The sequence below is a fragment of the Amycolatopsis sp. WAC 01376 genome, assembly GCF_003947415.1.
Lineage (GTDB): Bacteria > Actinomycetota > Actinomycetes > Mycobacteriales > Pseudonocardiaceae > Amycolatopsis.
On the sequence record NZ_QHKL01000006.1, the window covers coordinates 35,937 to 52,245 of the forward strand.

Annotated in this window: 18 protein-coding genes; 9 read left to right on the forward strand and 9 right to left on the reverse strand. The window is 68.8% G+C overall.

Annotated elements, in window-relative coordinates:
- Positions 1 to 519: 519 nt before the first annotated feature.
- Positions 520 to 2,022, reverse strand: coding sequence for a leucyl aminopeptidase (locus tag DMH03_RS27020; protein WP_125794833.1), 1,503 nt, complete (start codon positions 2,020 to 2,022; stop codon positions 520 to 522).
- 296 nt (positions 2,023 to 2,318) lie between these two features.
- Between DMH03_RS27020 and DMH03_RS27025 the strand changes: the two genes are divergently transcribed.
- Positions 2,319 to 3,173, forward strand: coding sequence for a hypothetical protein (locus DMH03_RS27025; RefSeq protein ID WP_125794834.1), 855 nt, complete (start codon positions 2,319 to 2,321; stop codon positions 3,171 to 3,173).
- Complete coding sequence (locus DMH03_RS27030; RefSeq protein WP_125794835.1) at positions 3,166 to 3,792, forward strand: DUF402 domain-containing protein; 627 nt, start codon at positions 3,166 to 3,168, stop codon at positions 3,790 to 3,792. Before DMH03_RS27025 ends, DMH03_RS27030 begins: the two co-directional genes overlap by 8 nt.
- Here DMH03_RS27030 and DMH03_RS27035 read toward each other — a convergent pair.
- On the reverse strand, positions 3,789 to 4,100 hold the full coding sequence (locus DMH03_RS27035; RefSeq protein WP_125794836.1) for a hypothetical protein: 312 nt from the start codon (positions 4,098 to 4,100) through the stop codon (positions 3,789 to 3,791). The genes DMH03_RS27030 and DMH03_RS27035 overlap by 4 nt on opposite strands.
- Before the next feature lie 117 nt (positions 4,101 to 4,217).
- On the opposite strand from DMH03_RS27035, the gene DMH03_RS27040 reads away from it, so the two are divergent.
- Entirely contained in the window at positions 4,218 to 5,321 is a 1,104-nt protein-coding gene (locus tag DMH03_RS27040; protein ID WP_061983126.1) for a branched-chain amino acid aminotransferase, read from the forward strand.
- A gap of 166 nt (positions 5,322 to 5,487) precedes the next feature.
- On the opposite strand, the gene cobT is transcribed toward DMH03_RS27040, so the two are convergent.
- Positions 5,488 to 6,564 (reverse strand): nicotinate-nucleotide--dimethylbenzimidazole phosphoribosyltransferase, encoded by a 1,077-nt coding sequence (gene cobT, locus DMH03_RS27045; RefSeq protein ID WP_125794837.1) that lies wholly within the window; start codon positions 6,562 to 6,564, stop codon positions 5,488 to 5,490.
- 93 nt (positions 6,565 to 6,657) lie between these two features.
- Between cobT and DMH03_RS27050 the strand changes: the two genes are divergently transcribed.
- Positions 6,658 to 7,326: a 2-C-methyl-D-erythritol 4-phosphate cytidylyltransferase gene (locus DMH03_RS27050; RefSeq protein WP_125795416.1), complete on the forward strand. Its 669-nt coding sequence runs from the start codon at positions 6,658 to 6,660 to the stop codon at positions 7,324 to 7,326.
- On the opposite strand, the gene DMH03_RS27055 is transcribed toward DMH03_RS27050, so the two are convergent.
- Complete coding sequence (locus DMH03_RS27055) at positions 7,323 to 7,727, reverse strand: hypothetical protein (protein WP_125794838.1); 405 nt, start codon at positions 7,725 to 7,727, stop codon at positions 7,323 to 7,325. The genes DMH03_RS27050 and DMH03_RS27055 overlap by 4 nt on opposite strands.
- 170 nt (positions 7,728 to 7,897) lie before the next feature.
- On the opposite strand from DMH03_RS27055, the gene DMH03_RS27060 reads away from it, so the two are divergent.
- Genes DMH03_RS27060 through DMH03_RS27070 form a run of 3 tightly spaced genes read left to right on the forward strand, consistent with a single transcriptional unit; the run spans position 7,898 to position 9,715 of the window.
- Entirely contained in the window at positions 7,898 to 8,647 is a 750-nt protein-coding gene (locus DMH03_RS27060) for a GntR family transcriptional regulator (RefSeq protein WP_125794839.1), read from the forward strand.
- Positions 8,644 to 9,495, forward strand: coding sequence for a phosphoribosylaminoimidazolesuccinocarboxamide synthase (locus tag DMH03_RS27065; RefSeq protein WP_125794840.1), 852 nt, complete (start codon positions 8,644 to 8,646; stop codon positions 9,493 to 9,495). Before DMH03_RS27060 ends, DMH03_RS27065 begins: the two co-directional genes overlap by 4 nt.
- On the forward strand, positions 9,488 to 9,715 hold the full coding sequence (locus tag DMH03_RS27070) for a hypothetical protein (protein WP_039795309.1): 228 nt from the start codon (positions 9,488 to 9,490) through the stop codon (positions 9,713 to 9,715). The genes DMH03_RS27065 and DMH03_RS27070 overlap by 8 nt, the downstream gene beginning before the upstream one ends.
- A 58-nt stretch (positions 9,716 to 9,773) precedes the next feature.
- Here the strand turns inward: DMH03_RS27070 and DMH03_RS27075 are convergent, their stop codons facing one another.
- Both DMH03_RS27075 and DMH03_RS27080 read right to left on the reverse strand, forming a co-directional pair.
- The gene (locus DMH03_RS27075; RefSeq protein WP_125794841.1) at positions 9,774 to 10,763 is read right to left on the reverse strand and encodes an aldo/keto reductase family protein; all 990 of its coding nucleotides are present in this window, start codon (positions 10,761 to 10,763) and stop codon (positions 9,774 to 9,776) included.
- A 55-nt stretch (positions 10,764 to 10,818) separates the two neighbouring features.
- Entirely contained in the window at positions 10,819 to 11,475 is a 657-nt protein-coding gene (locus DMH03_RS27080) for a DUF3043 domain-containing protein (RefSeq protein WP_125794842.1), read from the reverse strand.
- Positions 11,476 to 11,618: 143 nt separating this feature from the next.
- On the opposite strand from DMH03_RS27080, the gene DMH03_RS27085 reads away from it, so the two are divergent.
- Complete coding sequence (locus DMH03_RS27085) at positions 11,619 to 11,996, forward strand: iron-sulfur cluster assembly accessory protein (protein WP_125794843.1); 378 nt, start codon at positions 11,619 to 11,621, stop codon at positions 11,994 to 11,996.
- Between the two features lie 86 nt (positions 11,997 to 12,082).
- On the opposite strand, the gene DMH03_RS27090 is transcribed toward DMH03_RS27085, so the two are convergent.
- Positions 12,083 to 12,271 carry a hypothetical protein gene (locus DMH03_RS27090; protein ID WP_125794844.1) on the reverse strand — a complete coding sequence of 63 codons (189 nt, stop codon included), beginning with the start codon at positions 12,269 to 12,271 and terminating at the stop codon, positions 12,083 to 12,085.
- A gap of 141 nt (positions 12,272 to 12,412) precedes the next feature.
- Between DMH03_RS27090 and DMH03_RS27095 the strand changes: the two genes are divergently transcribed.
- Complete coding sequence (locus DMH03_RS27095; RefSeq protein WP_125794845.1) at positions 12,413 to 13,402, forward strand: carbohydrate kinase family protein; 990 nt, start codon at positions 12,413 to 12,415, stop codon at positions 13,400 to 13,402.
- A 92-nt stretch (positions 13,403 to 13,494) separates the two neighbouring features.
- Here the strand turns inward: DMH03_RS27095 and DMH03_RS27100 are convergent, their stop codons facing one another.
- Complete coding sequence (locus tag DMH03_RS27100) at positions 13,495 to 14,148, reverse strand: alpha/beta fold hydrolase (RefSeq protein ID WP_125794846.1); 654 nt, start codon at positions 14,146 to 14,148, stop codon at positions 13,495 to 13,497.
- 56 nt (positions 14,149 to 14,204) lie between these two features.
- Positions 14,205 to 16,139, reverse strand: a complete 1,935-nt coding sequence (gene asnB, locus DMH03_RS27105) for an asparagine synthase (glutamine-hydrolyzing) (protein ID WP_125794847.1) — start codon at positions 16,137 to 16,139, stop codon at positions 14,205 to 14,207.
- Between the last annotated feature and the right edge of the window lie 170 nt (positions 16,140 to 16,309).

Consider the following 16,309-nt stretch of genomic DNA (forward strand, 5'->3'; position numbering starts at 1 on the left):
ACGACCCTTTCATGACACTGGCTCCGCAGCCTCAGCCCCTCAACGCGAGTGAAGGACCCCTTCCTGTACCTAGGCGCAAGGGTCCGGGCAAAGCCGCATAACCGCTGTTCGGTTCAGGGTCGTGAGCTACTCGAGGTATACGTCAAGCCCCTGAGTGTCCGCAAAGGATACTTTCGAGCGGTGAAATGTCCGATTGATGGCTATATAGGCGGTTCTCGATGGGGGTCGTGAGTGGCAATGATCGTTAGAACGATCATTGCCACTCACGACCCCTTCATAAAACGCCCGAATCGGGCACTGTTACCTGGAAAGGGTCCCCTGTGGACAGTCGAGAAGGTGTCAGGCCACTGTGACGGGCCCCCACCCGTCGCCAGAACTCGAATCGTCACTCGCCACCCACTTCACTTCGAGGGAGCCTGTCCGCTCCCACCCCCACCCCAGACCCCGTGAAGCGCGTGAAGGCCCCCTTCCCTCGGCTCAGCCGAGGGAAGGGGGCCTTCACGCGCGTTCAGGAAGGGGTCAGCCGTTCGCGGCGATGTCCGCGAGGACCGCGGCGATGGTGCGGACCGGGACGCCGGTGCCGCCCTTGCCGGTGTAGCCCCACGGCCCGGCGGTGTTGAACGACGGGCCCGCGATGTCGATGTGCGCCCAGGGCAAGCCCTCGGTGACGAACTCGCGCAGGAAGATGCCCGCGGCGAGCATGCCGCCCCAGCGGTGCCCGGTGACGTTGGCCAGGTCGGCGAGGCGCGAGTCGAGGTCGGCGCGCAGTTCCTCCGGCAGCGGCATCGCCCAGCCGCCCTCACCGGTCGCCTGCGCGATCGAAGCGATCCGGTCGCGGAAGTCGTCCGAGCCCATGACGCCTGCGGTGCGGTTGCCGAGCGCGACGACCTGCGCGCCGGTCAGGGTCGAGGTCTCGATCAGGTAGTCGGGGTTCTCCTCGCCCGCGCGCACGATCGCGTCGGCCAGCACGAGACGGCCTTCGGCGTCGGTGTTGAGCACCTCGACGGTCTTGCCGCCGTACATGCTGAGCACGTCGCCCGGCCGGTACGAGGTGGCCGAGGGCAGGTTCTCCGCGAGCGGGATGTGCGCGACGACCTCGAGCGGGTACTTCAGCTTCGCGGCCAGCACCACGGAGGCGAGCACGGCGGCCGCGCCCGACATGTCCGAGGTCATGTGGTCCATGTTCGCGGCGGGCTTGATCGAGATGCCGCCCGAGTCGAAGGTGATGCCCTTGCCGACCAGCGCGACCTTCTTCGACGCCTTCGCGGGCTTGTAGGCGAGGCGCAGCAGGCGCGGCTGGCGGGCCGAGCCGCCGCCGACGCCGAGGATGCCGCCGAAGCCCTTGCGCTTGAGGGCCTTCTCGTCGAGGACCTCGAAGTCGAGGTTGTTCGCCTCGGCCAGCGTCTTCGCGCGGTCGGCGAAGGAGGCCGGGAACAGGTCGTTCGGCGGGGTGTTGATCAGGTCGCGGGCGATGATCACCGACTCCGCGATCAGGCCGGCGGCCTTCAGCGTCGCCTTGTGATCCTTGGCGGTGCCCGCTTCGGGGCTCACGAAGTCCGCCTTGGCGAGCGGGCCGTCGCCCTTCTCGGAGCGGTACTCGGTGAAGGAGTACGCGCCGAGCGTGGTGCCCTCGACGGCGGCCTGCAGGTCGATCGCCGACAGCGTGACGAACGCGCGGTCGGTTCCGCTCAGCGCCCGCGCGGCGGCACCGGCGCCTCGGCGGACCTGCTCGGCGGTGACGCCGTCCGCGCCCGCCTTGCCGAGGCCGACGGCCAGTACGACACCAGCGGGCAGCTTGCCCAGCGTCGGTACCTTGACGACCTCGTCGGCCTTGCCGGACGCGCCGAGGCTGCCGAGGACTTCGGCCAGCTTGCCGTCGAAGGCGGCATCGGCGACGGAGGAGCCGGCGGCGAGCGCCAGGCCGTCCTCACCCTGCAGGGTTCCGATGACGACGACGTCGGCGCGCGTCTTGGCAAGCGCCGCTTCGGCGTTCTCGGTCAGGGCAAGCTTCGGCACGGTCACTTCTGGCTCCTCGCGCGTTCGCGGTGGTACCGGGCGGCCGCCCGGTTGGATCGTGAGCCATGCTAATGACAGCAGGACCTGGGGTAACAGCGGGGCCGACCGGGTCACTCGGTGCACTAGTGTCCTGCGTCGGAAATCCGGCACGTATCTCGGTGGCCCAGCTTCCCGCTGCCAGCGTCGCCGGTCCGCCCGAGTACAACCCGGTACGAGGACGAACCGGCGCCTTGCCAGCAGAAACCTGGATCCATCGATCTACGCGCCGCATTTCCGACGCAGGACACCAGAAGGGAGACGGCGTGCGGCTGGCTGGCGGGCTGCTCATCGCACTGGCGGTGGGCACGTCCGGAGCGGACTACTGGGTACTCGCCGCCGCCGTGTTCGCGGCCGTGGTCGCCGTCGCGGCCGAGGCGCTGCTGCCGCCGGTGGGCGACACCCGGCCCGAGCGGATCGCGAGCTCCGTTTCGCGGCTGGGTCTGGTCTTGGTCTTCGCGACGACGTTCGGTCAGTACCTCTTCCCGTCCGCGCCGGGAGCCGCCGCCGCGGTGTTCGCCGTCGTCGTGACCGTCGCCGACCTGGCCGGTGTCCGCCTCGGTGACTACGCCGCCCGCTGGGTCACCGGCCTGTCGCTGGCCGCGGCCGTGTCCCTGATCGCGATCTGCGTCGGCATCCCGCCGCTGGCGCAGTTCATCGCGCCGGATCCGCCGTCCGTGCCAGGGCTCGCCCTCGCCGTGCTGGTGCTGCTGCCGTTCCTGCTGCCCCGCCGCCCCGGCGCGGGTCGCGCGGCCGCGGTGGGCGCCGTGGCCGTGGCGATCACCGCCGTCGCCCTCTACCAGCTCGGGCCGGTCCGGCTGGGGCTCTCCGCGACGTCGTTCCGCGAGCTCCTCGCCGCGGCCGACGCGGTCTCGCTGCTGCCGGTCCTGACCGTGGTGGTCGCCGTGGCGACCGTGCCCGTCGCGGTGGACGCCTTCACCGACGGCCGGGAGCGGCTTTCCCCGGAACGTCCGAAGGCGACACTCGCTTGTGGACTGATCGTGGCCGTCGCGGCCGCCTTCACTGGGCCGGTCGTGGCCCTCGGGCTCGCGGGAGTGGGAACGCTCGCCGAACTGGTTCTGCGGGTCCGCGCCCGTCGGTACCGTGCAAGGCGTGCGTGATCCTCTCTGGACCCCGGGCGACACGGTCGTCGAACGCTTCCTGCGACCGGACGGCTCGATCGGCCAGCATCACCCGCTGCGCGTCCTCGCCGACGACGGCGCGGCGTTCGTCGGCTGGCTGCCCGCGGACACCCCGATCATCGGCAGCAGGCTCGCCGACGGGCGGCTCTTCCGCGAGGCGCCCTTGGCGGAGCGGTTCCGGGTGCCGAGGGTGCGGGTGGCCGACTTCTGGCGCGACACCTCGACGCTGCGCCGTATCTCCGACGACGAATGGTCGTCGGTCTGGTGGTTCTTCGACGCCGAGGGCCGCTTCCTGAACTGGTACGTCAACCTCGAGGTCCCGCTGGGGCGCACACCGTCCGGACCCGACCGGATCGACGGCATCCTCGACGTCGCCGTCCAGCCCGGCGGACGCTGGCAGTGGAAGGACGAGGACGAGGCGGAAGAGGCCGTCCTCGCCGGCCGCATCACCGCCGGTCAGCTGGAACGGCTGCGCGCCGAGGGCGAACGGATCGGGGCACTGGCGGACGCCGGGCGCTTCCCCTTCGATGGGACGTGGACCGACTTCCGGCCGGAGCCGGACTGGCCCGCGCCCGCCCTCCCCGAGGGGTTGCTCTAGCTCACCTGGAGGAGCAGGAGCAGCACCAGCACGACGTTGATCACCGTGAGGATGACCACCGCCTTGGTGGACAGCTCGCGCGGGAACACCTTGCCGTGGATGCTCTTCCACCAGAAGATGCCGAAACCGCCGGCGACCAGGCCGAGGAACGCGCCGAAGCCGCTGTCGAGCAGGGCCCAGCCGTCCATCATCAGCACGCCGGTGCCGAAGGTCAGCAGTACCGCGGTCGCGAACGTCTTGATGTCGGGCCCCGCGCCGGCGGTGGCAGGTTTGGCAGGCTGGGCGGGCTGCATGGGGTTTAGCGTCACGCCGCCATCCTAGGGGCGCGAGGCCCCGCGTGTTCGTCCCGACGGACAGATCGCGGAAGGTAAAGATATGCGGACGTCCGACTAACGTGGGTCCGACCAAGCGTTATCGTCTTAGTCATGACGACCTCGACGCAGTTCACCCACCTCCCGCACCCGAGCCCCGCGAGCCCGGAACGCGTCGCGGACGTATTGGCCGCACCCGGCTTCGGCCTGCACTTCACCGATCACATGGTGACCGTGAAATGGAGTGCCGAGCAGGGCTGGCACGACGCCACCGTCGGGCCGTACGCGCCCTTGACTCTCGACCCGGCGACCTCCGTGCTGCACTACGGCCAGGCCATCTTCGAGGGCCTCAAAGCCTACCGCCAGCCGGACGGCACGATCGCCGCGTTCCGCCCCGACGCGAACGCGATCCGGTTCCGCAACTCGGCCGAGCGCCTCGCCATGCCGCAGCTGCCGGTGGAGGTCTTCCTCGACTCGATCCGCGAGCTCATCGCGGTCGACTCCCGCTGGGTCCCGACGAAGCCGGGCGAGTCGCTGTACCTGCGGCCGTTCATGATCTCCACCGAAGCCGGGCTCGGCGTCAACCGGCCCGCGAACGAGTACCTCTACGCGCTGATCGGCTCGCCCGCGGGTTCGTACTTCTCCGGTGGCGTGAAGCCGGTGAGCGTGTGGCTCTCCACCGAGTACGTGCGCGCCGTCCCCGGCGGCACCGGTGAGGCGAAGTGCGCCGGCAACTACGCGGCGTCCTTCGTCGCGCAGGCGCAGGCCGTGGAGAAGGGCTGTGACCAGGTCGTGTGGCTCGACGCCGTCGAGCGGCGCTGGGTCGAGGAGATGGGCGGGATGAACCTGTTCTTCGTCTTCGGCTCCGGCGACGAGGCTCGCGTCGTGACCCCGGAACTGACCGGCTCGCTGCTGCCGGGCGTGACCCGCAAGTCGCTGCTGGAGCTGGCGAAGTCCTTCGGGCACCAGGTCGAGGAGCGGCGCATCTCCACCGACGAATGGGAGAAGGCGGCGGCTTCCGGCGAGCTGACCGAGGTGTTCGCCTGCGGGACCGCGGCGGTCATCACGCCGGTCGGGCACGTGAAGCACGCGGGCGGCGAGTTCTCCGTCGCGGGCGGGCAGCCCGGCGAGCTGACGATGAAGCTGCGCGGCGCCCTGACCGGGATCCAGGAGGGCACCCGGCCCGCTCCGGAAGGCTGGATGTACCCGCTGGGCTGATCCCCGGCCAGCAAGTCCGTGAAGGCCTCCTTCCCTACCTTGAGCGTAAGGAAGGAGGCCTTCACGGACTTCGGTGGTCGGAGTGCCCGGGATGCAATGAAAGGCTCTTTCCTTGCAAAATTTGCAAGGAAAGAGCCTTTCATTGCATCCGGAAGTCGGAGACGCGTCAGGTGGCGGGAGCCTCGATCAACGGCCCGCTCACCCCGGCCTGCTCGTGCGTGGCCATCTCCGCGAGCACCCGCGTCGCCATGAACACCAGCGGCAGCGCCGCGACCGCGCCCGTCCCCTCGCCGAGGCGCACGTCCAGATCGAGGATCGGCTCAAGGTCGAGGTGCTCCAGCGCCAGCGCGTGCGCGGGTTCGCCGCCGCGCTGACCGGCGGCCCACCATTGCCGCGCGCCGGGGACGAGTTCCTCGGCGACCAGCGCGGCCGCGGAGGCCACCAGGCCGTCCAGGATCACCGGCGTCTTCCGGAGCGAGGCCTGCGCGAGGAATCCCGCCATCGCGGCGATGTCGGCGCCGGCGGCGGTGCGCAGCAGCGCGACCGGGTCGGCAAGCACGGTCCGCGCCCGCCGCAGCGCGTCACGGACGGCCGCGGCTTTGCGCATCCAGGCGTTGTCGTCGATACCCGAGCCGCGGCCGACGACGGCCACCGGTTCGCTGCCGGTCAGCGCCGCGACCAGTACCGAGGCCGGGGTGCTGTTCCCGATCCCGAGGTCGCCCGCGATGAGCAGGTCGGCCCCGCCGTCGACCTCGGCGTCGGCGATCGCCCGGCCCGCGCGGACGGCGGCACGCGCCTCCTCGTCGGTCAGCGCGTCCTCGACGTCGATCGAGCCGGACCCGCGCCGCACCTTGAACTCACCGATCGACCGCGTGGCGGGGGCGTCGCTGTCGACGGCCATGTCGACGACGCGGACGCTCGCGCCCGCCGAGGCGGCCAGCACGTTGATGGCCGCGCCTCCGGTCAGCATGCTGCCGACGAGTTGCGCGGTGACCTCGCTCGGATACGCCGAGACGCCCTTCGCGGCGATGCCGTGGTCTCCGGCGAACACCACGACCCGCGGCCGGGTGAACGGACGCGGCGGCGACTGGCCCTGGCAGGCCGCGACCCACACGCCCAGTTCTTCGAGCCTGCCCAGTGACCCGGCAGGCTTGATCAGTTTCGAGTGCAGGGCGATCGCCGCCGAGCGCGCGTGTTCATCAGGCTGCTCGACTTCGGCGAACTCGAGGATTTCGTCGTCCAACGCCCTGCCCCTTCGGATCGCTTCGGTGGCCGGGCCCAACCTACCCACCCGCCTGTGCCAGAGTTGCCTGTGGCTCAGACGAAGGCCGCCGGGGTGGTGCTCGCGAGCGGAGCGGGCACCCGAGTCGGCGCCAAGCTCAACAAGGTGTACCTGCCGGTTGCGGGCAAACGGGTCGTCGCGTGGTCGCTCGACGCCTTCGCCCGCGTGCCCGGTATCGACGTGCTCGTGCTGGTCATCCGGCCACAGGACACCGGACTCGCGCGGGAGGTGCTCGCCGCGCATCCGGGCGAGGTCGAACTCGTCCACGGCGGCGCGACGCGCCAGGGTTCGGAGCTGAACGCCTTGCGGCACTTGACTTCCCGTATCGAAAGCGGCGAGATCGACGCGGTACTGCTGCACGACGCGGCCCGTCCGCTCGTCACCCCGGAACTGATCGCGGACGTCCTCGCCGACACACGGCGGTACGGGGGAGCGGTGCCCGGGGTCGCGGCCGACGACGTCGTGCGCGTGGACGGCGACACCGTTTCCGACGCGCTGCCCGGCGCGATCCGCGTCCAGACACCGCAGGGTTTCCGCGCCGCCCCGTTGCTCGAGGCGTATGAAACGGCCGAGCGTGAGGGTTTCGTCGGCACGGACACGTCTTCGTGCATGGAAAGGTTCTCCGCGCTGCCGGTGCGGTGGGTTCCGGGCAGCGCGGAGAACCTCAAGATCACCTACCCGCACGACCTCGTTGTCGCCGAGCAGGTGATCGGCCGAGGTTAGGGATCTCCCTGGTCGGCCTTGGTCGGTATGGCGGGCAGGATGGTGACCGGCTGGCGCGCCTCCATCGGGATGACGCAGTCCGGATGTGGTTGCAGCAACTGGATCGGCGCGGCGGCGTCCCCGGGAGGCGGGATCGTGAGCACCGCGCGCAGGGTCCAGTCGGCCGTCGAGTGGTACTGCCACGAGACGAGTGCCGGCTGGAAGACGTCCGTGTCGGCGAGGGTGGTGACGCGGAAGGCGCTCGCCCGTTCCTCGCCGCGGAGGATGAGGACGTCGGCGCAGGTGTCCCACTGGAACACCGCGGCACAGACCTCCGGTTCCTCCCGGGGACCGAAGATGTAGACGACCCACCGGCGTCTTCGAAGCTCTTCGAGCAGTTCGTCGATGCTCAGGTGGTTCATCGAGCCCCCTAACGGGTTTCGGGAACTCTGCGGAGAGTAACAGGTGTACTAGAGCACCGTCCAGAATGTGTACTAGTACGTAATAATGGGGTGTGAGCAGGATCCTTGGTGCTCGCCCATTGGTGTGCTAGAACGCTTGTGCGCACCGCGCGACCTTGTGAGGAGTCACCTTGCCCGCCGTCGATCGACCCGAACCGCCGTATCTCCAGATCGCGGGAAGCATTCGCGACGACATCGTTTCGGGCAGGCTCAAGGAAGGCGACGCGGTCCCGTCCGCGCGGGAGATCGCCAGGAACTGGAACGTCGCGATGGCGACGGCGATGAAGGTGCTCTCGACGCTCCGCGCCGAAGGTCTGGTCCGCGCGGTACGTGGCATCGGGACAGTGGTGCAGACCAGGACGCTGCACCGCTCCGCGCACGATCGGACGATCTCGATCGCGCGAACCGGCAAGGTCTATCCACCGGGCCACTACGCGAAAATCCGCGAAGCAGGCCTTCTGCCCGCACCGGACCGGGTGGCGGGCGCGCTCGGAATCGATGAAGGTACTCCGGTGATCCGTCGGCGACGGACCACGTATGCGGGCGAAGGCCGGCCGGTGTCGACGTCGGTCTCGTGGTTCGACGGCGCTGTCGCGGCGAAGGCTCCTTTGCTGTTCGAGCCGGTGCGGATCGTCGAAGGCACGGTCAAATACGTGGCGGACCGGACAGGTCGTGTTCTGGCGTCGACTCATTCTCAGCACGCCGCGGGGCTGGCGGGTGCCGAGGAGGCGGCGGAACTCGGCGTGGCCGAAGGTTCGGCGATTCTGTTGAGTCGCAACAGGTTCTTGTCCGCCGAGGGTGACGTACTCGAGTACGGCGAATCGGCGGCCTTGCCGGACCACTGGATTTTTTACGAATACAACATCGAGGACGGGGCATGAAGCACATTCACGCGGGTAAGGTCCGGGACCTTTACGAAATCGACGGCGACATTCTGCTCGTCGCGTCGGATCGCGTTTCGGTCTACGACGTCTCGCTGCCGACCCCGATCCCGGACAAGGGCGCGCTGCTGAACCAGCTTTCCGCCTGGTGGTTCGAAAAGATGGCCGACGTGGTGCCGAACCACGTCCTCTCCACGACCGACGTCCCCGCCGAATTCGCCGGGCGCGCCACGCGCTGCAAGCCGCTGAAGATGATCCAGGTCGAATGCATCGCGCGCGGCTATCTCACCGGTCTCGGAATGCGCGAATACCAGCGTGACGGCAAGGTCTCCGGGGTCGAACTGCCCGCCGGTCTCGTCGAGGCCGACAAGCTGCCCGAGCCGATCTTCACGCCCACCACGAAGATCTCCGACACCGGCCACGACGAGTTCATGACCTTCGCCGACGTCGTGAACGACATCGGCAAGGAGACCGCGGACCGCATCCGCGACCTGACACTCGAGGTCTATACCAAGGGCGCGGAGCACGCGGCGAAGAACGGCATCATCATCGCCGACACCAAGATCGAATTCGGCTTCGACGCCGACGGCGTGCTGACGCTCGGGGACGAGGTCCTCACCTCGGACTCGTCGCGTTTCTGGCCCGCCGACGACTACGAGCCCGGCCGTACGCAGCACGCGTTCGACAAGCAGTTCGTCCGCGACTGGTCCACGACCACCGGCTGGGACAAGACGCCGCCCGGCCCCGCCATCCCGGACGAGATCGTCGAGGCGACCCGCAAGCGCTACACCGAGGTATACGAACGGATCACCGGGAAGACCTGGATTCCCGGTGGTGGTCATGCCTGAACAGCAGGTCTACGACCCGTACCGGCTGATCGACGACGTCGAGGGCCTGCTGATCCAGCGCGGCCACCGGCCGGAGCGGCTCGACGGCCGGACCGGTGACCGGGTCGCCGGCGCGAGCAGGTTGTTGCGGGGCTTGGGAATCGATCCCTTACGCGCCCCCGGCGACGCCCTCGACCTCGACGGTCAGATCGCGTATCAGTCCCGGGTGCACGGCGACTGACGCGTTTAGTCGACTAAGTGCGGAAAGCATCCGCACTTAGTCGACTAAACGCGGGGGATCAGGGCGAGCGGGTCAGCGTCGGGTCGGTCTCGGTGACGCCGTCGAGGGCCTCGTCGATCGCGGCGAGCAGATCCGCGTCCAGCTTCACGCCGGCCGCCTTGACGTTCTCGTGCACCTGCTCCGGCCGCGAAGCGCCGATGATCGCCGAGGCGACGTTCGGGTTCTGCAGCACCCACGCCACGGACAGCTGGGCCATCGTCAGGCCCGCCTTGTCCGCGATCGGCTGGAGCCGCTGGACGCGCTCGAGGACGTCGTCGTTGAGGAAGCGGGCGACCATGTTGGCGCCGCCCTTGTCGTCGGTCGCGCGGGAGCCCTCGGGCAGCGCCTGACCGGGCTTGTACTTGCCGGTGAGCACGCCCTGCGCGATCGGCGACCAGACGATCTGGCTGAGGCCCTCACGCTCGGAAGCCGGGACGACCTGCGCCTCGATGACCCGCCACAGCGCGTTGTACTGCGGCTGGTTCGAGATGAGGGGCACCTTGAGCTCGCGGGCGATCGCCGCGCCCTGGGTGATCTGCTCGGCGGTCCACTCCGAGACGCCGACGTAGAGCACCTTGCCCTGGCGGACCAGGTCGGCGAAGGCGAGGAAGGTCTCTTCGAGCGGGACGGTCCGGTCGAACCGGTGCGCCTGGTAGAGGTCGACGTAGTCGGTGCCGAGCCGCTTCAGTGAAGCGTTCGCCGACTCGATGATGTGCTTGCGGCCGAGCCCCTGGTCGTTGGGGCCCTTCGGCCCGGTCGGCCAGTAGACCTTGGTGAAGATCTCCAGGCTTTCGCGGCGCAGGCCCTTCAGACCGCGGCCGAGCACCGATTCGGCGGCCGTGTTCGCATACGCGTCGGCCGTGTCGAAGGTCGTGATGCCGACGTCGAGCGCCGCCTTGATGCAGGACTGGGCCTGGTCCTCTTCCACCTGGGACCCGTGGGTGAGCCAGTTGCCGTACGAGATCTCACTGACATTGAGGCCGCTGCGGCCCAGTCGTCGAAACTCCATGGGCACGACTCTACCCCAGGCCGTTAGGCAGGCTAACGACCTGGGTTTCGCCTGCTCAGACCTTGTCGCCGGGCTTCACGCGAGGCTTGGGGACCCGCAGCTTGCGGATCTGGCTGGCCCGGATGAACGAGTACCAGCCGACGGAGGTGCCCTTGACCGTCTCGTTCGGGAACTTCAGGCGGACCATCTTCGCGATCCGGCGCCCGCTCAGGAAACCCTCGACGATCATGCCGAGCAGCATCACGGTGCACAGCAGCGTCGCGTACCGCTGCACGTCGGGGTACGGCAGGATCAGCGCGACGAACACCAGGATCGCCAGCGGCATGAACAGGCCGAGCAGGTTGCGCCGCGAGTCGACCAGGTCACGGATGTACGCCTTGACCGGGCCGCGGTCGCGGGGGAGCAGGTACTTGTCCTCGCCCGCCATCATCCGCTCGCGGCGTTCCTTGGCGGCGTTGCGCTGCTTCGCCTTGTACTCCGGGTCGGCCTTCGCGGACTTGCGGAGTTCCTTGTTCCGCTTCATCGCCTCCCGCATGGTGGTCGGCGGGGGCGCCACCGGGCCGCGGCGCTTGGCCTCGGCCTCACGCCGCTTGGGCGTGGCCTTGCCCTTTCCGGGCGTGTACGCCTTGGCCTGGACCTCGACGGCCTCGTTACCGGGCGTCTCGGTGTCCGTCGTGGCGGAGTCTGTGGTGCTACGGCGCAGGAACCTCACCCCACCAGGGTAGTCGCGGGCGTCACGGTGCCACGCACCAGGCCGAGCGATATGTCACCATGGAGGGGAACAGATCGGGACTCCGACGTGTTGGACCATGTGCAAGACGAGTACCCGCAGCGAGTTCGACCAGAGGGAGAACCATGACGACCGCTGAGCAGGCAGCCGCAGCTCAGGCCGAAACCGCCGAGGAGACCCACGGCGTCACGTTGACCGACGCCGCCGCCGTCAAGGCGAAGGCCCTGCTCGAGCAGGAGGGCCGTGACGACATGCACCTGCGCATCGCCGTCCAGCCCGGTGGGTGCGCCGGCCTCCGTTACCAGCTGTTCTTCGACGAGCGCACGCTCGACGGCGACCTGTTCCGTGACTTCGACGGGCTCCGCGTCGCCGTCGACCGGATGAGCGCGCCGTACGTGACGAGCGCCGTGATCGACTTCGTCGACTCGATCGAGAAGCAGGGCTTCACGATCGACAACCCCAACGCGACGGGCAGCTGCGCCTGCGGCGACAGCTTCCACTGACGCACGCCGGGCATGAAGAAGGGCCGCGAACCTCACCCAGGTCGCGGCCCTTCTTCATACCCGCAGCTCTTCATGCCGCGGCGGGATCAGACGTAGGCGTCCAGATCGGCGACCTGGGCGAGGCACCGCTCGTCCACGGTCCACGGCGGCGCGATCTGCCGGGGCAGCGGCATGTTCTCGGCCTGGAGGGACGACGGGATACCGGCACAGTCGGCGATGAGTTCGCCGATCGATTCCGGCTCGAGGTGATACGCGGAAGTGGTCACGAACGACAAGTTAATGACTCATGGTGGAGTAGGACACCACTACCAACCGGTAGTGTTGATGGCCGTGCTCGAAGCAACCCGTATGGGGCATGACCTGCGGGTAACTTAGCCGTCCTCGTCTCGGCGAGGCCGACCGATCAAGGAGAACCGGTGGCAGACAGCGCCAGGATCGCAGTATCCGGCAGTATCGCAACCGACCACCTCATGCACTTCCCGGGCAGGTTCGCCGAGCAGCTCGTCGCCGAGCAGCTGCACCGGGTGTCCCTGAGCTTCCTGGCCGATGACCTCGTCGTCCGGCGGGGCGGGATCGGCGCGAACATCGCCTTCGGTCTCGGCGTGCTCGGCAAGCGCCCCATCCTGGTCGGCGCGGTGGGCTCCGACTTCGCCGACTACCGCTCGTGGCTCGAACGGCACGGCGTCGACACCGCCGGCGTGCTGGTCTCCGAGGTCGCGCACACCGCCCGCTTCGTCTGCACCACCGACGAGGACCTCTGCCAGATCGCCACCTTCTACGCCGGTGCGATGTCCGAATCCCGCAACATCGAACTGGAACCCGTCGCCGCGCACGTCGGTGAACTGTCGCTCGTGCTGATCAGCCCGGACGACCCCGACGGCATGGTCCGGCACGCCGAGGAATGCCGCCAGCGCGGCTACACCTTCGCCGTCGACCCCTCGCAGCAGCTGGCACGGATGGACGGCGCGCAGGTGCGTTCCTTCGTCGAGGGCGCGAAGTACCTGTTCAGCAACGACTACGAATGGGAACTGCTGCTCCAGAAGACCGGCTGGTCCGAGGCCGACGTCCTCGACCGCGTCGGCATGCGGATCACGACGCTCGGCGAGAAGGGCGTCGAGATCATCGGCAAGGACGGCCTCGCGCTGCAGATCGGCGCCGTCCCGGAACGCGGCAAGGTCGACCCGACCGACGTCGGCGACGGCTTCCGCGCCGGGTTCATCGCCGGTATCGACGGCGGCCTCACCCTGGAGCGTTCGGCGCAGCTGGGCTCGCTGATCGCCGTGCTGGTGCTGGAAACCGTGGGCACGCAGGAATGGGCCTTCGACCGCGCTGACGTCCTGGGCCGCCTCAAGGACGCCTTCGGCCCGGAGTCCGCCGAGGAGATCGCGGCGATCCTGCCGGAGTGAGCTTGAGCAGCCTTGCTTGAAGTTCCGTGAAGGCCTCCTTGAGGGACCCAGAGTCCCTCAAGGAGGCCTTCACGGACATACGCGGAGCCGCTTCACGTGCGCCGGGTCAGGATGGCGGCGATTTCCGCGGGCCGCGAAACGTGGGGGCAGTGCCCGGCGTCGATCTCGATCGCGGTCACGCCGAGCCGGTCCCGGGCGGCCCGGCGCATCCACTCCGGTTTCAAAGTGCGGTCCCGGGTCGGGACGATCACCGTCGAGGGGATCTCCGGCGCGGGCCCGGCGGGATGCGTCGCGAGAACCGCGGGGCTGAACAGCCGCAGGCTCTCCAACGCCAGTCGTTCGGTCTCGGGATCGCAGTCGTGGAAGAGGAATTCGGCCGCCTTCGCGGGGTCGGCCGTCGGGTCCACGCCGATCCAGTCCGGTTCGAGCACGGTCCTGGCCTCGTCCCGCAGGCTCTTCCCGCCCGCGAAATCGGGGATGTAGGCGGCGACCCACACCATCGCCCGCGCGTCGAGCGCTTCGGCGATCGCGGGAAGCAGCACGCCGGATCCGGAATGGGCCACGACGACCGGCCGTCCGCCGTCGTACTGCTCCCGCGCGTGCTGCGCGTAGCCCTCGATCGGCAGATCCGCCGGGGTCAGCAGATCCACGGCGATCGCCCGGTGCCCGGCGGCGGTGAGCAGCTTGGCCACCCGGTCCCAGCCCGACGGGCCCTGCGTCGTGCCGTGCACGAGGACGAAGTCCATCCCTCCATGCTGGCCTTCACCGCGTGAACGGTGAAGGCCGTCGAAGGGAGTCGTGACTAGAGCTTCACCGGGTAGACGGGTTCCGGCACCTCGGGCTTGATGCGGTTCTCCACGAAGATGCCGTGCCACAGCATGAACATCAGCAGTGCCCAGAGCTGGCGGCTGCGGTCGTGCTGGCCCTCTTTGTGCTCGTCGAGCAGCGCCAGTGCGGCCTTCTTGTCGATCAGCTCGTCGGTCCGGGAGTCGGAGATGATGCCCTTGGCCCAGTCGTACATCTCGTCGCGCAGCCACAGCCGGATCGGCACCGGGAAGCCGAGCTTGCGCCGGTTGAGCACGTGCCCGGGAATGATCTTCGCCAGCGCCTGGCGCAGCGCGTACTTGCTGGTCCCGTGCGTGAGCTTCTGGTCGACGGGGATGGTCGCCGCGACCTTGAACACCTCGGGGTCGAGGAACGGCACGCGCAGTTCCAGCGAGTTCGCCATGGTCACCTTGTCGGCCTTGACCAGGATGTCGCCGCGCAGCCAGGTGAACAGGTCGACGTGCTGCATCCGTGCGACCGGGTCCCAGCCTTCGGAAACCCGGTACCAGGGAGCGGTGACGTCCTTGAAACCGACGCCCTCCTGGTAGGTGCGCAGCACGGCGCGGAGCTGCTCGTCGCGGAAGTTGCGGGCGTTGCCGTAGTAGCGGTCCTCCAGCGACAGCGCGCCCCGCCGCAGCAGGTCCTTCCCGCGGGTGCCCTCCGGGATCTTCGTGGAGACCTTCCCGAGGATCTTGCGCACCCCGCCGGGGATCTTCTCGAACGGCGCCAGCGAGATCGGCTCGTTGTAGACGGTGTAGCCGCCGAAGAGCTCGTCGGCGCCTTCACCGGACAGCACGGCCTTGACGTGCTTACGTGCTTCGCGGGCGATGAACCACAGCGGTACGAGCGCCGGGTCGGCCACCGGATCGTCCAGGTACCAGACGATCAGCGGCATCGCCTCCATCATCTCTTCGGCCGACACCACCCGGACCACGTGCTTCACCCCGATCGCGGCGGCCGTCTCGGCGGCGACGTCGACCTCGGAGTAGCCCTGGCGGTCGAATCCGCTGGTGAACGCGATGAGGTTCGGGTTGTGCTCCTTCGCCAGCGTCGCGGTCGCGGTGGAGTCGATACCGCCGGAGAGGAACGCGCCGACCGTGACGTCCGGGTCGGAGATCATGTGCTTGCCGACCGAGTCGCGCATCACGTCGGCGATCCGCTCGTACAGCGCGTCCGCCTCCGCCTGGCCGTTGACCGGCTTCGCGGTGAACTGCGGGTGGAAGTAGCGGGTGAACTCGACGTCGCCGCCCGGTACCAGCCGGAAGGACGTGCCGGACTCGACGCGGCGGATCCCGGTGTGCAGCGTCTCGGGCTCCGGCACGTACTGCAGCACCAGATAGTGCTGCAGGGCCGTCTTGTCCAGCTTCTCCTCGACGCCGAGCACGCTCGAAAGCTCCAGCAGGCTCTTCTTCTCACTCGAGAAGGCGACCTTGCCGGGGCCGGCGGAGTAGAACAGCGGCTTGATGCCGAACGGGTCGCGCGCGCCGAAGACGACCTTCTCCTGGGAGTCCCAGATCATGAAGGCGAACATGCCGCGCAGCTTCTTCACCGCGTCGTCGCCGAGGTAGTGGTACGCCGCGACGATCGCCTCGCCGTCACCCTCTGTGGCGAACTTCGCACCGTGCCCGGCGGCCAGCTCGTCGCGCAGCTCTTTGTAGTTGTAGATCTCGCCGTTGAAGTTCAGCGTGTAGCGCTCGGGAGCCTCCGGCGGGCCCCAGATCAGCGGCTGGTGGGCGTGGTCGACGTCGATGAAGGCAAGCCGGTTGAAGCCGTAGACCACCTCGGCGTCGGCCCAGGTGTCGTGCTCGTCTGGGCCGCGGTGCCGCTGGCAGCGCATGGCCGCGTCGACGGCGTCACGGGCGCTCGCAGCGTCGGCTTCGGTCGAACAGATCAGTCCAAGCAGGCCGCACACGTCTAGTTCACACACCTCTTGTTGGCCGAGCGGGGAGAAGGGCCCAGTATGCCGGTGGGCGTGTACCCCCGGATGTGGTGGGGGATACGCGTGTTGGGGTCACCCCTTGGTCAGCGCGGCCCCGTAACTCGGCTAGGCTCCGCGTGAACAAGAAGATCGGTCGAGGAGGC